This is a genomic window from Pectobacterium versatile (genome assembly GCF_020166435.1).
GTDB classification, from domain to species: Bacteria; Pseudomonadota; Gammaproteobacteria; order Enterobacterales; family Enterobacteriaceae; genus Pectobacterium; species Pectobacterium versatile.
On the sequence record NZ_JAINZP010000003.1, the window covers coordinates 119636 to 139029 of the forward strand.

Annotated in this window: 20 protein-coding genes; 15 read left to right on the top strand and 5 right to left on the bottom strand. The window is 53.4% G+C overall.

Annotated features, from left to right (window positions below):
- Positions 1-19 precede the first annotated feature (19 nt).
- Positions 20-823: an inositol-1-monophosphatase gene (suhB, locus tag K7X24_RS05385; protein ID WP_224553496.1), complete on the bottom strand. Its 804-nt coding sequence runs from the start codon at positions 821-823 to the stop codon at positions 20-22.
- A gap of 135 nt (positions 824-958) precedes the next feature.
- On the opposite strand from suhB, the gene trmJ reads away from it, so the two are divergent.
- The 11 genes from trmJ to sseB all read left to right on the top strand — a co-directional run bounded on the left by trmJ (position 959) and on the right by sseB (position 10023).
- A complete protein-coding gene (gene trmJ / locus K7X24_RS05390; RefSeq protein ID WP_010307858.1) occupies positions 959-1684 on the top strand; it encodes a tRNA (cytosine(32)/uridine(32)-2'-O)-methyltransferase TrmJ in 726 nt (241 codons plus the stop codon).
- A 119-nt stretch (positions 1685-1803) separates the two neighbouring features.
- The gene (gene iscR / locus K7X24_RS05395; RefSeq protein ID WP_039306127.1) at positions 1804-2298 is read left to right on the top strand and encodes a Fe-S cluster assembly transcriptional regulator IscR; all 495 of its coding nucleotides are present in this window, start codon (positions 1804-1806) and stop codon (positions 2296-2298) included.
- A 253-nt stretch (positions 2299-2551) separates the two neighbouring features.
- Positions 2552-3766 carry an IscS subfamily cysteine desulfurase gene (locus K7X24_RS05400; RefSeq protein WP_103862544.1) on the top strand — a complete coding sequence of 405 codons (1215 nt, stop codon included), beginning with the start codon at positions 2552-2554 and terminating at the stop codon, positions 3764-3766.
- Positions 3767-3790: 24 nt separating this feature from the next.
- A complete protein-coding gene (gene iscU, locus K7X24_RS05405) occupies positions 3791-4177 on the top strand; it encodes a Fe-S cluster assembly scaffold IscU (RefSeq protein ID WP_005970177.1) in 387 nt (128 codons plus the stop codon).
- Positions 4178-4257: 80 nt separating this feature from the next.
- Positions 4258-4581: an iron-sulfur cluster assembly protein IscA gene (gene iscA / locus K7X24_RS05410; RefSeq protein ID WP_010307854.1), complete on the top strand. Its 324-nt coding sequence runs from the start codon at positions 4258-4260 to the stop codon at positions 4579-4581.
- Between the two features lie 71 nt (positions 4582-4652).
- On the top strand, positions 4653-5171 hold the full coding sequence (gene hscB / locus K7X24_RS05415; protein WP_103862543.1) for a co-chaperone HscB: 519 nt from the start codon (positions 4653-4655) through the stop codon (positions 5169-5171).
- A 75-nt stretch (positions 5172-5246) separates the two neighbouring features.
- Positions 5247-7097 (top strand): Fe-S protein assembly chaperone HscA, encoded by a 1851-nt coding sequence (gene hscA / locus K7X24_RS05420; RefSeq protein ID WP_224553499.1) that lies wholly within the window; start codon positions 5247-5249, stop codon positions 7095-7097.
- A 1-nt stretch (position 7098) separates the two neighbouring features.
- Positions 7099-7434: an ISC system 2Fe-2S type ferredoxin gene (fdx, locus tag K7X24_RS05425; protein ID WP_039475101.1), complete on the top strand. Its 336-nt coding sequence runs from the start codon at positions 7099-7101 to the stop codon at positions 7432-7434.
- A gap of 21 nt (positions 7435-7455) precedes the next feature.
- Positions 7456-7656, top strand: coding sequence for a Fe-S cluster assembly protein IscX (iscX, locus tag K7X24_RS05430; RefSeq protein ID WP_005970169.1), 201 nt, complete (start codon positions 7456-7458; stop codon positions 7654-7656).
- A gap of 212 nt (positions 7657-7868) precedes the next feature.
- Positions 7869-9176 carry an aminopeptidase PepB gene (gene pepB / locus K7X24_RS05435; protein WP_224553502.1) on the top strand — a complete coding sequence of 436 codons (1308 nt, stop codon included), beginning with the start codon at positions 7869-7871 and terminating at the stop codon, positions 9174-9176.
- Positions 9177-9228: 52 nt separating this feature from the next.
- Positions 9229-10023: an enhanced serine sensitivity protein SseB gene (gene sseB, locus K7X24_RS05440; protein ID WP_224553503.1), complete on the top strand. Its 795-nt coding sequence runs from the start codon at positions 9229-9231 to the stop codon at positions 10021-10023.
- A gap of 219 nt (positions 10024-10242) precedes the next feature.
- On the opposite strand, the gene K7X24_RS05445 is transcribed toward sseB, so the two are convergent.
- The 4 genes from K7X24_RS05445 to K7X24_RS05460 all read right to left on the bottom strand — a co-directional run bounded on the left by K7X24_RS05445 (position 10243) and on the right by K7X24_RS05460 (position 15001).
- Positions 10243-11031, bottom strand: coding sequence for a MurR/RpiR family transcriptional regulator (locus K7X24_RS05445; RefSeq protein WP_224553505.1), 789 nt, complete (start codon positions 11029-11031; stop codon positions 10243-10245).
- A gap of 41 nt (positions 11032-11072) precedes the next feature.
- Positions 11073-11942, bottom strand: coding sequence for a 3-mercaptopyruvate sulfurtransferase (gene sseA, locus K7X24_RS05450; RefSeq protein ID WP_224553507.1), 870 nt, complete (start codon positions 11940-11942; stop codon positions 11073-11075).
- 103 nt (positions 11943-12045) lie between these two features.
- Positions 12046-13407 carry a 6-phospho-alpha-glucosidase gene (locus K7X24_RS05455; protein ID WP_224553509.1) on the bottom strand — a complete coding sequence of 454 codons (1362 nt, stop codon included), beginning with the start codon at positions 13405-13407 and terminating at the stop codon, positions 12046-12048.
- A 13-nt stretch (positions 13408-13420) separates the two neighbouring features.
- Positions 13421-15001 carry a PTS transporter subunit EIIC gene (locus K7X24_RS05460; RefSeq protein ID WP_103971506.1) on the bottom strand — a complete coding sequence of 527 codons (1581 nt, stop codon included), beginning with the start codon at positions 14999-15001 and terminating at the stop codon, positions 13421-13423.
- 484 nt (positions 15002-15485) lie between these two features.
- On the opposite strand from K7X24_RS05460, the gene ndk reads away from it, so the two are divergent.
- The 4 genes from ndk (at position 15486) to rodZ (ending at position 19390) form a co-directional block, all read left to right on the top strand.
- Entirely contained in the window at positions 15486-15914 is a 429-nt protein-coding gene (ndk, locus tag K7X24_RS05465) for a nucleoside-diphosphate kinase (protein ID WP_224553511.1), read from the top strand.
- A gap of 241 nt (positions 15915-16155) precedes the next feature.
- The gene (locus K7X24_RS05470) at positions 16156-17412 is read left to right on the top strand and encodes a bifunctional tRNA (adenosine(37)-C2)-methyltransferase TrmG/ribosomal RNA large subunit methyltransferase RlmN (RefSeq protein WP_224553513.1); all 1257 of its coding nucleotides are present in this window, start codon (positions 16156-16158) and stop codon (positions 17410-17412) included.
- 231 nt (positions 17413-17643) lie between these two features.
- On the top strand, positions 17644-18399 hold the full coding sequence (pilW, locus tag K7X24_RS05475) for a type IV pilus biogenesis/stability protein PilW (protein WP_130621476.1): 756 nt from the start codon (positions 17644-17646) through the stop codon (positions 18397-18399).
- Positions 18389-19390, top strand: a complete 1002-nt coding sequence (gene rodZ, locus K7X24_RS05480) for a cytoskeleton protein RodZ (RefSeq protein ID WP_224553515.1) — start codon at positions 18389-18391, stop codon at positions 19388-19390. The genes pilW and rodZ overlap by 11 nt, the downstream gene beginning before the upstream one ends.
- Positions 19391-19394: the final 4 nt, after the last annotated feature.

Sequence of the window (19394 nt, forward strand, 5' to 3'; positions counted from 1 at the left end):
GGGCCGGAGTCGGTTGAGATTAGCGTTTCAGCGCGTCGCTCAGTTCTTCACGGATAGTGCCCAGAATGGATTTCACCACACGCGGGTTGCCTGCAACCAGATTGCCAGATGTTAGATAGTTATGGCCGCCAACGAAGTCCGTCACGATCCCGCCTGCTTCACGTACCAGTAATTCGCCACCGGCAAAATCCCATGGCTTCAGGCCGATCTCAAAGAAACCGTCAACGCGACCCGAGGCCACATAGGCCAGATCCAGTGCCGCAGAACCCGTGCGACGGAAATCTGCACAATGAGTGAACAGCGCGCTGATGACGTTGATGTAACTTTTGCTGTGCTGTTTTAATTTGAAGGGGAAGCCTGTTGCCAGTACGGCGCCTTCAAGATCGCGGGCAGTGCTGCTGCGCAGACGGTAGCCGTTCAATTGTGCGCCCTGACCACGGGTGGCACTAAATAGCTCATTGCGCATAGGATCGTAAACAACGGCAACTTCGGTACGGCCTTTAATGCGGACCGCGATAGAAACAGCGAAGTGGGGTAAACGTTTGATGAAGTTGGTGGTGCCATCCAGAGGATCGATAACCCATTGTACTGCCGGATCTTCGCCAACCAGCTCGCCACATTCTTCACCAATAATGGTGTGCTGTGGGTAAGACTTACGGATGACTTCAACGATCAGACGTTCTGCATCCCGATCAACGTTGGTCACAAAATCGTTGCTGCCTTTCTGGCTAGCTTCGACGGCGTCTGGCGTTTCATAGTTTTTGGCAATTAAATTACCGGCTTTACGCGCAGCGCGTATAGCGATGTTGAGCATCGGATGCATGGTATCGGTCCACTGGAATGTTAAAGAACGGAAAGCGGCGCAGAGTATAGCAGGAGAAAAGTCAAATAGCGAAGTTTGTGTTAGAGTACGGCGGTTTCCTTTTCGCACGACTTCCTTTCGCACAATAGAGTACATATGTTAGACAATATTCGCATTGTTCTGGTTGAAACGTCGCACACTGGCAATATGGGGTCAGTGGCCAGGGCGATGAAAACCATGGGATTAAGCAAACTTTATTTAGTCAACCCATTGGTGAAGCCTGATTCGCAGGCAATTGCGTTGGCGGCAGGTGCCAGCGATGTTATCGGCAATGCCACCATTGTGGATTCGTTCGATCAGGCGCTCGAAGGGTGTGGTTTGGTCGTCGGCACCAGCGCACGTTCTCGAACCTTACCCTGGCCGATGCTGGAACCGCGTGAGTGCGGCATTCGTAGCGCGCAGGAAGCGGAACACGCGCCAGTCGCGCTGGTGTTTGGTCGTGAACGCGTGGGGCTGACGAATGAGGAGCTTCAGAAATGCCATTACCACGTGGCAATTCCCGCTAATCCGGAATACAGCTCGCTCAATCTGGCGATGGCGGTACAGATCATTGCTTATGAAGTGCGCATCGCGCATTTGGATCGCTTACAGGCTGGGCAGCCGGAACACGAAGAATCGCCGTACCCGCTGGTCGACGATCTGGAGCGATTTTATCAGCATCTTGAACAGACGCTGCTGCAAACCGGATTTATCCGACCGGCACATCAAGGGCAGGTGATGAACAAACTGCGTCGCCTGTTTACTCGCGCCAGGCCTGAAAGTCAGGAACTGAATATCCTGCGTGGGATACTGAGTTCGGTACAAAAAACACACGACGAATAATACTTGAGTATTTTACTCGGTTAAATAGTTGACTAAAACACTCGGGAATGTCAGACTCGCGGTATGTTCTGCCAATACATGTTTTCATAATACATGTTTTATCTACAGGTACCACTATCATGAGACTGACATCCAAAGGCCGTTACGCCGTTACCGCCATGCTCGATGTGGCTCTGCACTCCCAGGAAGGACCGGTTCCATTGGCGGATATTTCTGAACGCCAGGGTATTTCACTGTCTTATCTGGAGCAGCTGTTTTCACGCTTGCGTAAGAACGGACTGGTTGCCAGCGTTCGTGGCCCGGGTGGCGGTTACCTGCTGGGTAAAAACGCGAATGAAATCGCTGTTGGTATGGTCATTTCGGCTGTCGATGAATCTGTTGATGCAACGCGTTGCCAAGGCCGCGAAGGCTGCCAGGGTGGCGATCGCTGCCTGACGCACACGCTGTGGCGCGATCTGAGCGACCGTATTACCGACTTCCTGAATAACATCACGCTGGATGAGCTGGTGAACAATAAGGAAGTACTGAACGTTGCGGATCGTCAGGATGCTGACACGCGCCGCACTGCCAATGGACGTATCCAGGAAACGATTAACGTTAACCTGCGCGCCTAATATACCTTCAACGTGACGAGTAACTCTTACTCGTCACGTTTTGCCTTTCTGATAGCCGCATAATCCTGACCACATTGCCCAATGTGGTGTTGGTGTTAATCCGACTGTCACGGTGTTGTTCCGACGATAAATTGTTCCAACGATAACATCGTCAGATTTTTTGCATTGGCCCGAGAGGTTGCGGGTATAAACAACCTGTCAATAAAACAAAACGCATTGTACGTTTTGAAGTGATGTACGGAGTTTATGAGCAATGAAGTTACCTATCTATCTTGATTATTCAGCTACCACGCCGGTTGACCCGCGCGTCGCTGAGAAAATGATGCAGTGTTTGACGTTGGACGGTACGTTCGGTAATCCGGCTTCCCGTTCCCACCGTTTTGGCTGGCAGGCGGAAGAGGCGGTTGATATCGCCCGTAACCAAATTGCTGAACTGGTTGGTGCCGACCCACGTGAGATCGTCTTCACGTCAGGCGCGACCGAAGCCGATAACCTCGCAATTAAAGGTGTTGCCAACTTCTATCAGAAGAAGGGTAAGCACATCATCACCAGTAAGACCGAACACAAAGCCGTGCTGGATACCTGTCGTCAACTCGAACGCGAAGGCTTTGAGGTGACTTATCTGGCCCCACAGCGCAACGGTATTATCGATCTGGCTGAACTCGAAGCGGCAATGCGTGAGGACACCATTCTGGTTTCCATCATGCACGTCAACAATGAAATCGGCGTTGTGCAGGATATCGCTGCTATCGGTGAAATGTGCCGTAGCCGGGGCATCGTGTTCCATGTTGATGCCACGCAGAGCGTAGGCAAGCTGCCTATCGATCTCAACCAGTTAAAAGTGGATCTGATGTCTTTCTCCGGCCATAAAATCTATGGGCCGAAAGGGATCGGGGCACTGTATGTTCGTCGTAAACCCCGTATTCGTCTCGAAGCGCAGATGCACGGCGGCGGCCATGAGCGCGGTATGCGTTCTGGCACTTTGCCTGTGCACCAAATTGTCGGTATGGGTGAAGCCTACCGCATCGCAAAAGAAGAGATGACTGCAGAAATGGATCGCCTGCGTGCGCTGCGCGATCGTCTGTGGAACGGTATTAATGATATTGAAGAAGTCTACCTGAATGGTGACATCGAGCAGGGCGTGCCCACTATCCTGAACGTCAGCTTCAACTATGTTGAAGGTGAATCGCTGATTATGGCGCTCAAGGATCTGGCGGTATCGTCCGGTTCTGCCTGTACGTCGGCCAGTCTGGAGCCCTCCTACGTGTTACGTGCGCTGGGCATGAATGATGAGCTGGCACATAGCTCGATCCGTTTCTCGCTGGGACGTTTCACCACCGAAGAAGAGATCGACTACACCATCGAGCTGGTACGTAAATCTATCGGTCGTCTGCGCGATCTTTCTCCGCTGTGGGAAATGTTCAAGCAGGGCGTGGATATCAGCAGCATCGAGTGGGCGCATCATTAATTCACCAGAGCGGGGACGACTATCATGGCTTACAGCGAAAAAGTAATTGATCACTATGAAAACCCACGTAATGTGGGTTCGTTTGACAACGCCGATCCGTCTATCGGCAGCGGCATGGTCGGCGCGCCAGCGTGCGGCGATGTGATGAAGTTGCAGATAAAAGTCAACAATGAGGGTATCATCGAAGATGCCCGCTTCAAGACATACGGTTGTGGTTCTGCCATTGCCTCCAGCTCGCTGGTCACCGAGTGGGTAAAAGGCAAATCGCTGAATGAAGCTGAAGCGATTAAGAACACGCAGATTGCCGAAGAGCTTGAGCTACCGCCAGTGAAGATTCACTGCTCCATTCTGGCGGAAGACGCTATCAAGGCAGCGATTGCGGATTACAAAAGTAAACGCGACGCGCAGTAATCTCTGCGGCTGAACTCGTCGGGGCACTGTTTCTCTCGGTGCCAGATTCCGTCGAGGTGGCGAACGATCGAGGTAACAGTATGTCGATTTCTCTGAGCGAAAGTGCGGCACAACGCGTGAGTGCTTTCATCGCAAACCGGGGCAAAGGCCTTGGGCTGCGTCTTGGCGTACGCACATCCGGCTGTTCCGGTATGGCGTATGTGCTGGAGTTTGTTGATGATTTGAACGACGGTGATACGGTCTTTGAAGACAAAGGCGTCAAAGTCATCGTGGACGGCAAAAGTCTGGTCTATCTTGACGGAACCGAATTGGATTTCGTCAAAGAAGGGCTGAACGAAGGCTTTAAGTTCAATAATCCGAACATTTCCGGCGAATGTGGTTGCGGCGAAAGTTTCAACGTCTGACCCCTCTTGGGTAGTGAGCGTGCGATCGATTAATGGCCTGCGCTGCTACCCAGAACTCCCAGAGTACCACTATGGATTACTTTACGTTATTCGGGCTGCCCATTCGCTATGATGTGGATGGCGGCCTGCTTGCATCCCGTTTTCAGGATTTGCAGCGGCAGTTCCATCCTGATCGTTATGCTGCCAGCCCAGAGCGCGAGCGCATGCTGGCGGTGCAGCAGGCGGCGACGATCAATAATGCCTATCAGGCGCTCAAGCATCCGCTGAAACGCGCAGAGTATATGCTGTCGCTGCACGGTTTTGATGTGAACAACGAACAGCATACGATGAAGGACACGGCATTCCTGATGGAACAGCTGGAACTGCGCGAAGAGTTGGAGACGATCTCACAGCGATCCGATGCGGATGAGGCGCTAACTGCCTTCGCGGAGCGGTTGCAGGCAACGATCGTTAAGCGCCGTTCGCATATGCGTGATGAACTCGATAATGAGACGTGGACAGACGCCGCGGATACCGTGCGCAAGCTACGCTTTTTAGACAAGCTCCAGCAACAGGTTGAAGAACTCGAAGAACAATTGCTGGACAGATAACTGGTTAATCCGGCGGGGAAACCGATGGTGATTACCATACCGGTTTTTTCGTCAGCCAATTGATGGAAGCTCAATATGGCCTTATTACAAATTAGTGAGCCCGGCCTTAGCGCCGCACCACACCAGCGCCGTCTGGCTGTCGGTATTGATTTAGGCACGACCCATTCTCTTGTTGCTACCGTACGCAGCGGCGAAGCGCAGACGCTGGCGGATAGTGACGGACGCGACCTGCTGCCGTCGGTTGTCCACTATCGTCACGATGGTCACAGCGTCGGCTGGCACGCGCGCGACAATGCTGCCCACGATCTGGAAAATACCGTCAGTTCAGTTAAACGCCTGATGGGGCGTTCTCTGGACGATATTCAGCAGCGTTACCCGCATTTACCCTATCGCTTTCATGCCAGCGATAACGGCCTGCCGCTGATTCAGACGTCGGCCGGCAACCTCAATCCTGTACAGGTATCGGCGGATATTTTGTCCGCGCTGGCTGCGCGTGCGGAAGCGGCGTTAGGCGGCGTGCCTGATGGCGTGGTGATTACCGTTCCCGCCTATTTCGATGACGCACAGCGTCAGGGCACCAAAGATGCGGCACGTCTGGCTGGGCTGCACGTCTTACGCCTACTGAACGAGCCGACCGCGGCCGCGATTGCCTACGGGCTGGATTCCGGTAAAGAGGGTGTGATCGCCATTTACGATCTGGGCGGCGGTACCTTTGATATTTCCATTCTGCGCCTGAGCCGTGGCGTCTTTGAAGTGCTGGCGACGGGCGGCGATTCTGCGCTGGGCGGTGATGATTTCGATCATCTGCTGGCGGAGTGGTTGCGTGAGCAGGCGGGCATTCACGATCGCGACGATCGCCAGTTGGATCATGCCTTTCGTGATGCGGCGGTGAAAGCCAAGATTGCGCTAAGCAGCGCCGAGACAGTACGCGTGGATGTCGCAGGTTGGCAGGGCGATATCACCCGTGAACAGCTTGATGCGCTGATTGCTCCGCTGGTGAAACGCACACTGTTGTCCTGCCGTCGTACGCTGAAAGATGCAGGGCTGACGGCAGAAGACGTGCTGGAAGTCGTGATGGTGGGCGGATCGACGCGTGTTCCACTAGTGCGCGAGCAGGTGGGAACGTTTTTTGGCCGCACGCCGTTGACGTCGATCGATCCAGACAAGGTTGTGGCTATCGGTGCGGCGATTCAGGCTGATATTCTGGTGGGCAACAAGCCAGACAGTGAAATGCTGCTACTGGACGTGATCCCCTTGTCGCTGGGGCTGGAGACGATGGGCGGGCTGGTGGAAAAAATCATTCCGCGCAATACCACGATCCCGGTTGCCCGCGCACAGGAATTCACCACCTTCAAAGATGGCCAGAGCGGCATGATGATCCACGTCTTGCAGGGTGAGCGCGAAATGGTGGCGGATTGCCGCTCGCTTGCGCGCTTCTCACTGCGCGGTTTGCCACCGCTGCCTGCTGGTGGGGCTCACATTCGCGTGACCTTTCAGGTCGATGCGGATGGCTTGCTGAGCGTGACGGCGATGGAGAAATCGACGGGCGTTGAGGCATCCATTCAGGTTAAACCGTCATACGGTTTGAGCGATACGGAAATTGCCACGATGATCACCGACTCGATGCTGAATGCGAAGGAAGATGTTGGTGCACGTCGGCTGGCAGAACAAAAAGTTGAGGCTGCACGCGTGCTGGAAAGCTTGCAAAGTGCGCTGGTGGCCGACGCAGAATTATTGAGCCATGACGAAAAAGGCATCATTGTCGCGGCATCTGAACACCTGCATACGATGATGCAGGGAAGCGATCCCGTGGCAATTGAAGCCGCGATTAAAACAGTCGATCAACAAACCCAGGAATTCGCCGCTCGTCGTATGGATGCCTCTATCCGTCGCGCGCTGGCAGGCCATTCTGTGGATGAGGTGTAACATGCCTAAAATAGTTTTTTTACCGCATCAGGATCTGTGCCCTGAAGGGGCGGTTTTGGAAGCGGAACGCGGTGAAAGCATTTTGGAAGTCGCTCTGCGTAACGGTATTGACGTTGAACACGCCTGCGAGAAATCCTGTGCCTGCACCACTTGCCACTGCATCGTGCGCGAAGGCTTTGACTCGTTGGTGGAAAGTACGGAAGAAGAAGACGACATGCTGGATAAGGCCTGGGGTCTGGAGCCGGAAAGCCGTCTGGGCTGTCAGGCGCGTATCGCCGGGGACGATCTGGTTGTCGAGATCCCGCGCTACACGATCAACCACGCACGCGAGCATTGATCTGAATAAGGAGAAACCGCGATGGGATTAAAATGGACAGACAGCCGGGCTATCGGCGAAGCGCTTTACGACCAGTTTCCCGATCTCGATCCGAAAACCGTGCGTTTCACGGACATGCACCAGTGGATCTGCGAGCTGGATGAATTTGACGATCGACCGGACGCTTCCAATGAAAAAATTCTGGAAGCGATCCTGCTGGTCTGGTTAGATGAAGCCGACTAACATTATGACGGGCTGCCTTGGGTGGCCCATTTTATTTCGTGCCAAAATTCGTAACATTTGCATGTCATGATGCACCGTTTATTTATCTGCAAACCGGGTATTTATAAGCGAGAGCGTTTATAAACACGCATTGATAAGCAGAATGTCTGCAAATATGAACATCACCTGCAAACATGAAAAGTGGCAGGAATACCTATTATCGGAGAAGCACTATGACGAACAATACCATGCTGATTTCACTCTCCACTCAACCTGCTGACGCGCGCTGGGGAGAAAAAGCGACGCTGAGTGTGAATGAGCAGGGTTTTACCATTCATGCAGGGGCGTCCCTGAACGGTAAAGCTGCACTGGCGGTGATCCAACGTGCCACCCGTAAAATTGATGGGCAGGGGATTAAACACGTTAAGTTAGCGGGTGAAGGCTGGGATCTGGCAAACAGCTGGGCATTCTGGCAGGGATATCGCGGGCCGAAAGGGCAAAGAACGGTTGAATGGGCGGAACTGAACGGCGCCGACAAGAAAGAGCTGAACGCTCGCCTGAAGATTGTGGACTGGGTGCGTGACACCATCAACCTGCCTGCTGAAGATTTGGGGCCAGAGCAACTGGCGACCCGCGCAGTCGACCTGCTGTGTGACGTAGCCTGTGATGCCGTCAGCTACCGCATCACCAAAGGTGAAGATCTGCGTGAACAGAATTATGCCGGCCTGCACACGGTGGGGCGCGGCTCTGAACGTCAGCCGGTGCTGCTGGCGCTGGACTATAACCCAACGGGCAACCCGGATGCGCCAGTGTTCGCTTGTCTGGTAGGTAAAGGTATTACGTTTGATACCGGCGGCTACAGCCTGAAACCCAGCAGCTCTATGGATTCCATGAAATCGGACATGGGCGGTGCGGCCACCCTGACGGGCGCGCTGGCGCTGGCGGCGGCGCGTGGTTTGCAACAGCGCGTGAAGCTGTACCTGTGCTGCGCGGACAACATGGTGAGCGGCAATGCATTCCGACTGGGCGACATCATTCGCTACCGCAACGGTAAAACGGTTGAGGTAATGAACACCGACGCGGAAGGGCGCTTGGTGCTGGCGGATGGCCTGATCGATGCTTCTGAGCAGAATCCACAGTGGATCATCGACTGCGCAACGCTGACGGGCGCGGCAAAAACGGCACTGGGCAACGACTATCACGCGCTGTTCAGCTTCGATGATGAGCTGGTGGCGGCATTGCAGGAAAGTGCGAAAGAAGAAAACGAACCGTTCTGGCGTCTGCCGTTGGAAGAGTTCCACCGCAGCCATCTGCCGTCCAGCTTTGCGGATCTGAACAACATTGCCAGTGGTGCACACACTGCTGGTGCCAGCACGGCAGCGGCTTTCCTGTCGCACTTTGTGAAAAATTACCAGCAGGGCTGGCTGCACATTGACTGTTCCGCGACGTACCGTAAAGGCGCGGTAGAGCAGTGGGCGACAGGTGCAACGGGGCTCGGCGTACGCACGCTGGCTAACCTCCTGCTGAGCAACGCCAAATAGTCGGTTCAGGTCTTAAAGCGTCGGTTTTTAACGTAATCATGTTGAGGAAAGTATGGAGTTTTCGCCACGTAATAAACTGGAAGAAGTGTTGATTCTGGCTGCAACGGAACCCGCGCATCGTCCTGAGTTTTTCAGTGAACTGATGGAAGCCACGGTGTTTGTGCTGGGCACTACCGATGACGGGGATGAATCCGGTGAGGTGGTGTTGCACGCGGGCAGTAATGTGAACATCCAACACTGGGAAAAAGACGATGGCTCATCCGCTATTCCTTTCTTCTCTTCTCTGGAAGCATTACAGAGCGTGATTACGGAAGAAGCGCCTTTTCTGGCGCTACCGACGCGTTCGCTGTTTGAAATGACGCAGGGCGCCACGCTGTTCCTCAATCCTAAGTTGCCGTATGGCAAAGAGTTTTTGCCACAGGAAATTGAACATATTCTGTCTGGCGAAGGTAACGGCTTTGTTCAGCAACGCGTTGTTGAAGAAGAGATGCAGGTCATACTGAGCCAGCCAGCCGAGATGCCCGCACAGATGATTGATTCCCTGACGCAGCTGTTTACCAAACATCGCCATGTAAAACGGGCGTTTCTGGCGCAGATTCAGGAGCCGGGTGAAGAGCAACCGCACCTGCTGATTGGTATTGATGCCGAGCAGGATGAAGAAACCATCATCCGTGAAGCGGGCAGCGTCGCCAGCGATACGTTGCCGGACGAGCGTCCTGTCGACCTGTGTCTGGTGAAAGAAGGCGAACCGGGCATCAGCCACTACATGATTAAACACACCACGCCGTTTTACGAGCGCAAGTGGGGGAGTTTCCTTAGGGAGTTTAAGGCCACCGGCAACGCCTGATACCCGTCATACTTCAAGCTGCTTGTGCGTTGGCTGCCCTTACTCACCCCAGTCACTTACCTGTGTAAGTTCCTGGGGATTCGTGCGGTTGCCGCGTTACAAGGCTATAAATGAGCCTTGCCCTAACGGGCCAACGCATAGCGTTGTTCAAAACGTTAACGTTTTGCCACGCAACTCGAATTATTTAGGGTATATAAGTTTGATACAGGCAACGGCGGATTACGATTTTTCCGCTGTTGCCTGCAACAGCAGTAAATCGATCAGCATCACCAGATTCGATTCGAATGAGCTAATCTCACCGGCTTCCGCCGCATAGTGAACCGCATCATCGTAGAGCCGGAAGTGCAAATCGGCTAACTCGCCTAACGAATTCAACGACGCGCGGGTAAATGCGATCACCTTCATGCCAATGTTTTTGGCGATACGCGCCTTATCCAGCACCTGCTCGGTTTCCCCACTGCGAGAGATGGCGATAAACACCTGATATTTCGGCGCGTTATTGAGAAAAATACCTCGGCTGTCTCCTAACCCAGAGGAGAAGGCATCTTTCCCCAGCACCTGCAGTTTCTTCGCCAAATATTCGGCAAACAGATGGGAAAACCCCGCGCCATAGAGGAAAAAGTGGCTTTCCTGCCGCAGGATAGCGCTGAAAGCGGCCCTATCCTGATGGCTAATGTAGGCAAACGTGCGCTGATAATTGTCGATAAAATGCTGGAAAGCATCAGGAAGCGAAGCGTCATTGGGTGTAACGACAGGTGAGGGGGCAAGACGCGGATTATCCGTGAGCAGCGTTTTGCAGTGATAAATGAATTCACTGTAGCCGCTAAAGCCGATTTTCTGGCATAGCCGCATGATCGTCGCCGTGGACACATAGGTTTTCTGCGCCAGCTCCCGCACCGTGATTTTGCCTATCAGTGATGAATGCTTGGCGATAAAAGCCAGCACGCGGTATTCCGCGCGAGTCAGCGCCTGACCGTGCTGCATTAAGGACGCCAGCCGATTATCCACCTACTACTCCTGACCAACAGGCGCTAAAACACCGAACGAGATTAATCACGCGCAATGGGGACATCATCGCGGCTACCCCAATCGCTCCACGAACCATCGTACAGCGTCACATTCGGGACATTTAACTGCGTCAGTGCCAGCACGACGACAGATGCCGTTACGCCAGAGCCGCAGCTGGCGACGATGGGACGAGTGAAATCCACGCCGTGCTTATGAAGAATGGTTGCCAGTTCGGCATTGGGTTTTAGCGCACCATGGCTCACTAAATCGGTCCACGGCACGTTCAGGCTGTTGGGAATATGGCCGCGATGCAGGCCGGGGCGCGGCTCATCCACTTCAGCATTAAAACGCGGAGCGGGGCGGGCATCGACAATCTGTTCTGATTTATCCCGACAGATGGAAAGCACTTCATCGCGTGAGCGAATGGCGTTCTCATCCAGCGTAGCGTGGAACGTCGTTGGCTTTGGTGTCACATAGCCCTGTTCCAACGGTAGGTTCTGTGCTGTCCAGCCAGCCAGACCACCGCTCAGGATTGAAAGGGATGTCGCGCCGAAGGTGTGCAGCATCCACCACGCACGCGGCGCGGAGAAGAGGTTGCCTTCATCGTAAATCACCAGATGCTGCTGGTTATCGATCCCCAACTTGCCCATTGCGTGTGCGAAGTCTTCGCGCGTTGGCATCATATGTGGCAGGTCGGTGCTGTGATCGGATAGCGTTTCAATATCAAAAAAAACCGCGCCAGGCAGATGACCGGCGCGGTATTCAGCATGAATATCACGGGTGGCGTTGCCCGGAGGCAACATTCGGGCATCGATGAGCGTGATGCTGCTGTCATTCAGGTGGCTGGCAAGCCAGTCTGCGGAGACAAACCGTTCATGAGAAACGGGCAAATCAGAAGACGATGCTGACATAGATCCTCCACGTTGGGGCCGACGAATTCGACCCCGAATCTATCATTGATGTGCAATGATAGATTCATTGTCAGCGATTTTCCCTAATCCGACAAGTAGCGGATTATTGGGCGATACCGTCTCTATATGCTTGTTTTAATTGCGGCCAGTAATCCTGATTGGCTTCAATCATCTCGTCCAGAATGGCTTTGGCGTGCTGCATGGTTGGCACGGTACGGTTCAGGGTAAATGCCTGCAAGGCCTTCTCGTAGCTGCCTTCCAGCGTGGCTTCAACCAGTAATTGTTCGGACGCTAACTGCTGCTCCAGCAAGGCGCGATGGAACTGCGGAACATTCCCCATCCGCACGGGCTCTGGCCCTTGGGCGGTGATATAAGCCGGGACTTCCACCATCGCATCGTAAGGCAGATTGGCGATAGCGCCTTGGTTTTCGACGATGACCAGATGGCGCTGACGCAGATCGAACGCCAGCGAGCAGGCGACATCAACGATGAACGAGCCGTGCACGCCAACGTGGAACGCATCCGACAGAATACCGGTTTCTTTGTAGCTGGCCGCTGCCGCAAACAGCTTCTTCTCACGCCCGTCCATCACTTCATTGGCGCGCGTGTAGTCAGGATCCTGATGCTCAACGATCTGGTTCGGCATCAGGTAGTACTGCAAATACGGATTCGGCACGAATTCCGGGAAATGATCCATGATCGGTTTGATGTTGCGCCAGGTTTTCACCCATGACGGATCGGCGTGCTGCGGATCGGTATCGGCGGCATCGGCGGTCAGCAGGCCGTAGCGGGCGATATGTTCGCGCAGTTCTGGCATACGATCGACACCGTCGACCAGCACGCGGGTAAACCAGCCAAAGTGATTCAGCCCGAAATAGTCCACGGTGATGTCGTGACGATCGACGCCCAGCACGGCGGCGATATTACGCATCGCGGCAACTGGCATGTCGCAGATATTCAACACGCGGGCGTTAGGACGCAGACGACGCACGCCTTCGGCAACAATCGCGGCGGGGTTGGAGTAATTGACGATCCACGCCTCTTTATGCGCATAGTGCTCAACCAGATCGATCAATTCGGCCATTGGCAGAATAGTACGCAGGCCGTAGGCCAGCCCGCCGGGGCCACAGGTTTCCTGCCCGACGACGCCGTGGCGTAGTGGGATTTTTTCATCCTGCTCGCGCATTTTGTACTGGCCGACGCGCATCTGGGCAAAGACAAAGTGAGCGCCGGTAAATGCGGTTTCTGCGTCGGTTGTGACGGTAAAGACAATGCTGTCACTGTGGTCGCGAATCACCTTTTCCACCACTGGTGCGATGATGTCCTGCCGCGGGCCGTCGATGTCATATAAACGAATCTCTGCCAGCGGGAAATCCGCAAGACGCACCATCAGACTTTTTACGATGCCCGGGGTATAAGTGCTGCCGCCACCGGCAATCGTCAGAATAAATGGGGGTTTCGTCATGGTCAGTCTCCTGTTAAAGCGCGTTTTCAACTGCTTCGCGTATAGTTTTGACGTGAAGTCCGTAAACCACCTGTACGTTGTTACCCTGTCGGATAACGGCTTTCGCACCGGTGTTCTTAAGCTGTTGTTCGTCTACCAAAGCGGGGTCGATGAGCGTGACCCGCAGGCGGGTGTAGCAGTTATCCACCACCTCGATATTGGGCTTACCACCCAACCCTGCGATGATGGTGGCACCGACAAGTTGGGCATCGCCTTTCACCGCATCCTGCGTTTTTGCCTGATTCTCTGTCTTGGACTGATATTCGGTTTTGGAATAAAGCCGCGTCTCTTCCTCATCGATTTCACGCCCTGGTGTTGGCATGTCGAAGTACAGAATCAGGAAGCGGAAGACGAAGAAGTAAATCACCGACATAGTCAGCCCAACCACGATGTACATCGGCCAGTTGGATTTCTCGATGCCCAGCGGCAGGTTATAAAGCAGGAAGTCGATGACGCCGTTGGCACCAATCGCATGTACGCCCATGATGGAGAACAGCATCATCCCTATACCAGTCAGTACGGCGTGGACGGCAAACAGCATCGGGGCGACGAACAGGAAGGAAAACTCCAGCGGTTCGGTGACGCCCAGTAAGAAAGAGGTAAAAGCGGCTGGAATCAGAATGGCTTTGGCGGCCAGCCGTTTTTCTGGCTTCGCTGTCACGTACATCGCCAGCGCAGCGGCCGTCAGACCAAACATTTTACTGATACCGCGCGCATCCCAGACCACGGTAGAACTCAGCTGTTTGACGTCCTGACAGGCCATTTCGGCAAAATAGATGTTGCGTGCGCCCTGATACAGCTTGCCGCATACCTCTGCGGTTCCGCCCAATTCGGTGTACAGGAACGGGGTATAGACCAGATGATGCAGCCCGGTGGGGATCAGCACGCGTTCGAGAAAGCCATATATCGCGATGCCAACAGGGCCAGCGCCTTTGATAGCGAAGGCTAGCCAGGTAATGCCGTGCTGAGCAAACGGCCACAGGGTGCTCATCGCAAAGCCCAGCGCAATCGCCAGCGGAATCACCAGAATGGCGACGAAGCAGTGGCCGGAATAGATCGCCATCACGCCGTTAAACTGCTTACTGGAATAGCGGTTATACAGATAGCCTGCGAATCCACCGATCAGGATACCGGCGAAAACGCCCATTTCCAGAACCTGAACGCCCAGCACCATGCCTTGCCCGGCAGGGCGCATTTCTGCGGCAGGCACGAGCTTGCCCTGCAATTGCAGCGTGATGTTCATGGCATTAATGAAGATGATAAACATCACCAGACCAATCAGCGCAGCGTAGCCCTTATCGCGTTTCGCCAGTCCGATCGGTATTCCAACGGCGAACACCAGCGCCAAATTAGCCAGAATCGCCACGGCAGATTTGGAAACCAGTTGACCAAAATCCTGAATCAAGGGGTGATTAAGTAAAGGGACGTAGCCCGCTAAATTGCCGTTACCGAACACATTCCCAAATGCGATGAATAACCCGACAATCGGGAGTATCAGCACCGGCCCATACAGGGACTTGCCGAAATTTTGCAATGCATTGACCGCTCTTTTCATTATCAGCCCTCTTACTGGCCATTATGGTGGGTACAGCAGCAAGGCTAGCAGTGAATGACAAAGAGATTCCAGTTATCTTATTGTTTTAAAAACAAATAACCTATAACGTTACAAGTAACCTTCAGAACTGTGATCGCCGATGATTTGTTACATTCAGTACTGAGCGGTGGGAAGCGAAAAAGCACGAGGCGTAATCGTTAATGAAGAGAGGGTGAGAGGTAATATTTTTTTTAATAAAATGTTATCTCCTTGGTAGGCAACAAAGGCCGCTACCCTTATAATCTGCGCCACTTTCACTGGCCGGGTATACCCGTCATACTTCAAGCTGCATGTGCGTTGGCTTCTCTTACTCACCCCAGTCACTTACTGGTGTAAGCTCCCGGGGATTCGTGCGGTTGCCGCCTGCCTGCAACTCGAATTATTTAGGGTTGATACAATTCTTATAATCCGGCTGTAATCTGACAGTTTAGTTAATGAGGTCAATATGACGATAGAACGTACCTTCTCCATCGTAAAACCTAATGCGGTTGCTAAAAATGCCATCGGTGCGATTTACGCACGCTTTGAAAGCGCTGGTTTTACCATTGTTGCTGCTAAAATGCTGCGCCTGAACCGTGAGCAAGCGGAAGGTTTTTACGCTGAGCATAAAGGCAAGCCGTTCTTTGATGGCCTGGTCGAATTCATGATGTCTGGCCCGATCATGGTGCAGGCGCTGGAAGGTGAAAACGCTGTTCAACGTAACCGCGACATTATGGGTGCCACCAACCCGGCAAACGCATTGGCGGGAACGCTGCGTGCTGATTACGCGGACAGCTTCACGGCGAACGCGGTACACGGTTCTGACTCTATCGAATCTGCTCAGCGTGAAATCGCTTATTTCTTCAGCGATGACGAAATCTGCGCGCGCGCGTAATGTTGCGTGTGATAAACAGGTTAGCGCGTGTGATGTTGCTTCTTTTTCGTTGCGTGAGTGTGCAGTGTCGGAGTAATGACACAGAAAAAAAGCGGTGATGGTAGCTTACCTGTTTTAAACTTTGTACAATGCTGCGCCCCGGATGAGCCTGCACTTATCCGGGGCGTTTCTTTGGTCATAACCATCGAATTCAACCTTCTTTTTAGCGCCATAACGTGTAATAACGAGGCCAGGATTGACAATGTCTAAGCAAATCGCGTCTGAAACCGTCGTGTCTGAAACGACGGCATCTAACACTACCGCATCTAAAACTACCGTATCCGAGCAAACTGTGTCCGAATTCACTCCGGCGTCCGCTGATGCCTCTCAATCCGTCAAAGCCAGTGCGGAAAAAATCAATCTGTTGGATCTTAACCGCCAGCAAATGCGTGACCTCTTCATGTCGATGGGAGAGAAACCGTTCCGCGCCGATCAGGTCATGAAGTGGATGTATCACTACTGCTGTGATGACTTCAACCAGATGACGGATATTAACAAAGTCTTCCGCAACAAATTGCAGGAGATCGCTGAAATTCGTGCCCCTGAAGTGGTGGACGAACAGCGCTCTTCCGACGGCACCATCAAGTGGGCGATTCTGGTGGGCGGTCAACGGGTTGAAACGGTTTATATTCCAGAAGAAGATCGCGCCACGCTGTGTGTATCGTCTCAGGTAGGCTGTGCGCTGGAGTGCAAATTCTGCTCAACGGCGCAGCAGGGCTTTAACCGCAACCTGCGCGTATCGGAAATCATCGGTCAGGTGTGGCGTGCGGCGAAGATCATCGGTGCGTTTAAAGTCACCGGTCAGCGCCCGATCACCAACGTCGTGATGATGGGCATGGGCGAACCGTTGCTGAACCTGACTAACGTGGTGCCGGCGATGGAAATCATGCTGGATGACTTCGGCTTTGGTTTGTCCAAGCGTCGTGTGACGCTGTCTACGTCAGGCGTAGTGCCTGCGTTGGATAAATTGGGCGATATGATCGATGTCGCGCTGGCGATTTCTCTGCATGCGCCGACTGACGACATCCGCAACGAAATCATGCCGATCAACAAAAAGTACAATATTGAGATGTTCCTGAGCGCGGTACGTCGCTATCTGGAAAAATCCAATGCGAATCAGGGACGTGTTACCGTTGAGTATGTGATGTTGGATCATATCAATGATGGCACCGAGCACGCGCATCAACTGGCGGAATGCCTGAAAGATACGCCGTGCAAGATCAACCTGATTCCGTGGAACCCGTTCCCGGGCGCGCCGTATGGCCGCAGCTCAAACAGCCGCGTTGACCGTTTCTCCAAGGTACTGATGGAGTATGGCTTCACGACAATCGTACGTAAGACCCGTGGGGATGACATTGATGCTGCCTGCGGTCAGTTGGCTGGTGAAGTCGTAGACAGAACCAAACGTACGCTGAAGAAGAAAATGGCCGGTGAACCTATCGCGGTGAAAGCGGTCTGATATCAAATGGGCGCGGGTTAATGCGGAAGCGTTAACCCGATGTCGTTCGCTGAGGTAATTTGCAGGGCAAAAGTGAGCAAATTGCGAGTCGCGCCGCGTTGTTGTTAGGTCTGACTGTCACCCTGGTTATATTCAGGTAACCTCGCTGGTCAGGATGTCTGACAAAGACGACAAGGCGAGGGAACAGGGATGGCAAAGCCACTATCACAGGGACTTTCTTTATTACAAGGAATGTCTTTATTGCAGGGAACGTATTGGCTGAGTGGCTTGTTTGCGCTGCTGTTGCTAGTGGGGTGTGTGAAATCGCCTCAGGAGACGACAAATCCCGCGGTCGCCCAAACCCGCTTGCAGCTAGGGTTGACCTATCTGGCGCACAATAATCTGGATTCGGCTCGGCAGAATCTTGAGAAGGCGGTAGCGATTGCTCCGCAGGATTATCGAACACAATTGGGGATGGCGCTTTACGAGCAGCGGATAGGTGAAAATCGGCTGGCTGAACAGCGTTATCAGCATGTGTTGAACATGGCGCCGGAAAATGGCAGCGTCATGAATAATTACGGTGCGTTTCTGTGTAGTTTAGGGCAGTATGTAGCGGCTCAGCGACAGTTTAGTGCGGCTGCACAACTTCCTGATTACAGTCAGGTTGCTGATGCGTTGGAAAATGCGGGATACTGCTTTTTCAATGCCGGACAGACTGAAGACGCGCGCAATTTATTGAGTCGGGCGCTGAAGTATGACCCGACGAAAGGCAGTGCTTTGCTGACGGAGGCAAACCAACAGTTTGCTGCTGGGAAAAATGAGCAAGCGCAGCTGCTGCTTGATATTTACCAGCATATTCTTCCGGCCAGTGCCGAAAGCTTATGGTTACAGATTCGTTTCGCCGCGTTAGCGGGCCATGATGGCGATAAAGAACGTTATGGCAACGTGCTGGCGCGAAGTTTTCCACAATCTAAACAGTACCAGCATTTCTTAGCTAATGAATACTGAAGCCACCCAAGATAAAACAGAAGCAAAACTACCCGGCGAACGTCTGCGTGAGGCGCGTGAACGCCTTGGGCTGACTCAGCAAACTATTGCTGAGCGTTTGTGCCTTAAAGTCACCACCGTTCGCGATATTGAAGACGGGACGACGCCTGCCGATTTAGCGCCGACCTTTCTGCGCGGCTATATCCGTTCTTATGCCAAGCTGGTTCATTTACCCGAAGATGAACTGCTTCCCATCGTAGATAAGCAGGCCATACCTAAAACGATCTCAGTCTCGCCGATGCAGAGTTTTTCGCTCAAAAAAAGCCGCAAAAAGCGTGATGGCTGGTTGATGACAATCACCTGGTTGGTCGTGCTGGTTGTTCTGGGGCTAACGGGCGCATGGTGGTGGCAAAACCATCAGGCTCAGCAGGCAGAAATCAATAGCATGGTTGATCACGCCAGTTCGATGCAGGCACAGACGGAAGGGCAGTCTCTTCCGCTGATGGACAGCAGTGCCTCGCAGGAAATGGCGACACTGAATTCTGCTGTGTCACCTTCTTCCACGCCAGTCGATCTTTCTGCCACTGTCACGGCGACACCTTCAACGCCTTCTTCTTCCGTTTCAGCACCGTCTGCTGCACCTTCCAGTCAATCGCCTTCACACGCGAACGCCGCACCGCCACAAACTGTGGGTAATGTTCTGTTGGGGGCTGGGGCCGTTGCACCCGCTGCGGGTACGGTAGCGGAGAGTAATCCGGTCTCTGCGGCTCATGCCTTGGTGATGACCTTCAAGGCCGATTGCTGGCTGGAAGTGACAGATGCCAGCGGTAAGAAACTGTTCAGCGGTATGCAGCGTAATGGCGGCACACTGAATCTGGATGGTCAGTCACCCTATAAACTTAAAATTGGTGCGCCTGCTGCGGTACAGATTCAATTTCAAGGTAAGCCGGTCGATTTAAGCCAATTTGTGCGTAGCAGTCAGGTTGCACGTCTGACGCTGACCGCAGAATAACGTG

Excerpts from the sequence above, each read along its gene's own strand:
- sseA (WP_224553507.1), bottom strand. The coding sequence starts at position 11,942 with ATGTCAGCATCGTCTTCTGATTTGCCCGTTTCTCATGAACGGTTTGTC.
- hscB (WP_103862543.1), top strand. The coding sequence starts at position 4,653 with ATGGATTACTTTACGTTATTCGGGCTGCCCATTCGCTATGATGTGGAT.
- suhB (WP_224553496.1), bottom strand. The coding sequence starts at position 823 with ATGCATCCGATGCTCAACATCGCTATACGCGCTGCGCGTAAAGCCGGT.
- hscA (WP_224553499.1), top strand. The coding sequence starts at position 5,247 with ATGGCCTTATTACAAATTAGTGAGCCCGGCCTTAGCGCCGCACCACAC.
- K7X24_RS05470 (WP_224553513.1), top strand. The coding sequence starts at position 16,156 with ATGTCTAAGCAAATCGCGTCTGAAACCGTCGTGTCTGAAACGACGGCA.
- fdx (WP_039475101.1), top strand. The coding sequence starts at position 7,099 with ATGCCTAAAATAGTTTTTTTACCGCATCAGGATCTGTGCCCTGAAGGG.
- K7X24_RS05400 (WP_103862544.1), top strand. The coding sequence starts at position 2,552 with ATGAAGTTACCTATCTATCTTGATTATTCAGCTACCACGCCGGTTGAC.
- pepB (WP_224553502.1), top strand. The coding sequence starts at position 7,869 with ATGACGAACAATACCATGCTGATTTCACTCTCCACTCAACCTGCTGAC.
- trmJ (WP_010307858.1), top strand. The coding sequence starts at position 959 with ATGTTAGACAATATTCGCATTGTTCTGGTTGAAACGTCGCACACTGGC.
- rodZ (WP_224553515.1), top strand. The coding sequence starts at position 18,389 with ATGAATACTGAAGCCACCCAAGATAAAACAGAAGCAAAACTACCCGGC.
- sseB (WP_224553503.1), top strand. The coding sequence starts at position 9,229 with ATGGAGTTTTCGCCACGTAATAAACTGGAAGAAGTGTTGATTCTGGCT.
- pilW (WP_130621476.1), top strand. The coding sequence starts at position 17,644 with ATGTCTTTATTGCAGGGAACGTATTGGCTGAGTGGCTTGTTTGCGCTG.
- iscU (WP_005970177.1), top strand. The coding sequence starts at position 3,791 with ATGGCTTACAGCGAAAAAGTAATTGATCACTATGAAAACCCACGTAAT.
- iscR (WP_039306127.1), top strand. The coding sequence starts at position 1,804 with ATGAGACTGACATCCAAAGGCCGTTACGCCGTTACCGCCATGCTCGAT.
- K7X24_RS05460 (WP_103971506.1), bottom strand. The coding sequence starts at position 15,001 with ATGAAAAGAGCGGTCAATGCATTGCAAAATTTCGGCAAGTCCCTGTAT.
- iscA (WP_010307854.1), top strand. The coding sequence starts at position 4,258 with ATGTCGATTTCTCTGAGCGAAAGTGCGGCACAACGCGTGAGTGCTTTC.
- ndk (WP_224553511.1), top strand. The coding sequence starts at position 15,486 with ATGACGATAGAACGTACCTTCTCCATCGTAAAACCTAATGCGGTTGCT.
- K7X24_RS05455 (WP_224553509.1), bottom strand. The coding sequence starts at position 13,407 with ATGACGAAACCCCCATTTATTCTGACGATTGCCGGTGGCGGCAGCACT.
- iscX (WP_005970169.1), top strand. The coding sequence starts at position 7,456 with ATGGGATTAAAATGGACAGACAGCCGGGCTATCGGCGAAGCGCTTTAC.